This window comes from Hymenobacter sp. B1770 (genome assembly GCF_049896385.1).
Lineage (GTDB): Bacteria > Bacteroidota > Bacteroidia > Cytophagales > Hymenobacteraceae > Hymenobacter.
Genome location: NZ_JAFCUF010000032.1, coordinates 1 through 1,353, shown reverse-complemented (window position 1 = coordinate 1,353; position 1,353 = coordinate 1). Strand labels below are relative to the sequence as shown.

Below are 1,353 nucleotides of genomic sequence, written 5' to 3'. Positions count from 1 at the left end.
CGCAACGGCATACACCAGCTGCCCGAGCAGATTGGGCGTTGTGGGCGCTGCGGTGGGTATGGCAATGTCCCGAATGTCGAACGGGGCACCGGTAGTAAAGGGGGCCACGGCCGCCTGAATAATGGGCCGCCGTACCGTGGCTGCGCCGGTGCTAAGATTTAGGTTGTAGAGGTTGCTGGCCGAGGTGCCGGCTGCGCCGGGCTTGGTCACCTCCATCAAATAAGCTTCGTTGGCTGAGCCGGTGAAGTAGATATCAACGCTAAGAATGGCCTCGGGGTCAATGGGGCTGCCATCGAGCGTGATGGTGCCCATAGTGTTCAGGCTGCCCTCATTCGGCGGAATCTGCGTGGCTAGGATGCCTGCACCCACTGTGGGGCGCATGTCAATGTCGTAGAGCGTGGTGCTGGTGCTGCCAAGGTAAGAATTGGTGTAAGCCACGGCGCCCACCATTGGGTCCTTGCCCAGGTTGGCATCGCCCGCAGTCCGGTAGGCCAGGGGGCCGTCCTGGGCGGCAAGGCCGCCGGTGTTGGGGTTGAGGCGGTAGTTGGCATCGTTGGTGCTCACCACCCGGATGCGGTCGACGGTGGGGTTGAAGTCGAAGCCAATGCGCTCGGTGGCGCCGCCCAGCGCAAGGGTAATGGGGCCGTTGCCCACGGCAGTGCCTACACCCGTGGTAGGATTGAGTTTGTAGAGCCGCGCCTCGCTGTTGGCGGCATTATAGCCAAGGGCATACAGCTCCCCCGTGTTGGGGCGGTAGTCCATGCCCACCAGTCGCTGGCCTGCAGCCACTCCGGAAATGGGAGTGGCTATAGGTCCAATCGTACTGGTAGCCCGGTCAATGGCAACAATGCCCTGGTCGCCCACGGCTGCTCCCGGGAAAAAGGTGTTGCTGGAAGGAATGGCTTGGCTCACTGTTCCCAAGCCGTAAATAGTGCTTTGGGCCTGCGCGGCCGAGCTACCGAATACCAGCGCTACTCCCAGCGCAGTGCCTAGTACCCGATGTAGCCGCTGGCCAGAAGGTAGCAGCGAAAGTAGGTGTGTCAACATAAATGGAGAGAAAAGGGTAAGCAGAAAATTGCGATGATATGGTGGCGCTAATTCGCCGATGGCGAGACTACGTTATTTTTCAATTCGCAGCCATGAATTTCTTGAAATAACTGGCTTTAATTCAAAAATCAGTTCTCGCAGCCTTATTCCTACTCAAACATAATTGGCGTTGGCAACAAAAAAAGCCCCGGCTGATACAGCTGGGGCTTTTTTTATTACGGGTCAGGAGGCACAGGCTTCCATTGCCAGGGGTTACTCGACAACGAGTCGTTTGGCGACGAGCCCGTGGGCGGTGCGGGCGAGCAC

1 protein-coding gene is annotated in these 1,353 nt (G+C 58.8%); it reads right to left on the bottom strand.

The genetic code is table 11. The features are described from left to right. Positions 1–1,047, bottom strand: a 1,047-nt coding sequence (locus ACP7AJ_RS21230; RefSeq protein ID WP_426062236.1) for a DUF4394 domain-containing protein, incomplete at its 3' end; no start/stop codon positions are given. Positions 1,048–1,353: the final 306 nt, after the last annotated feature.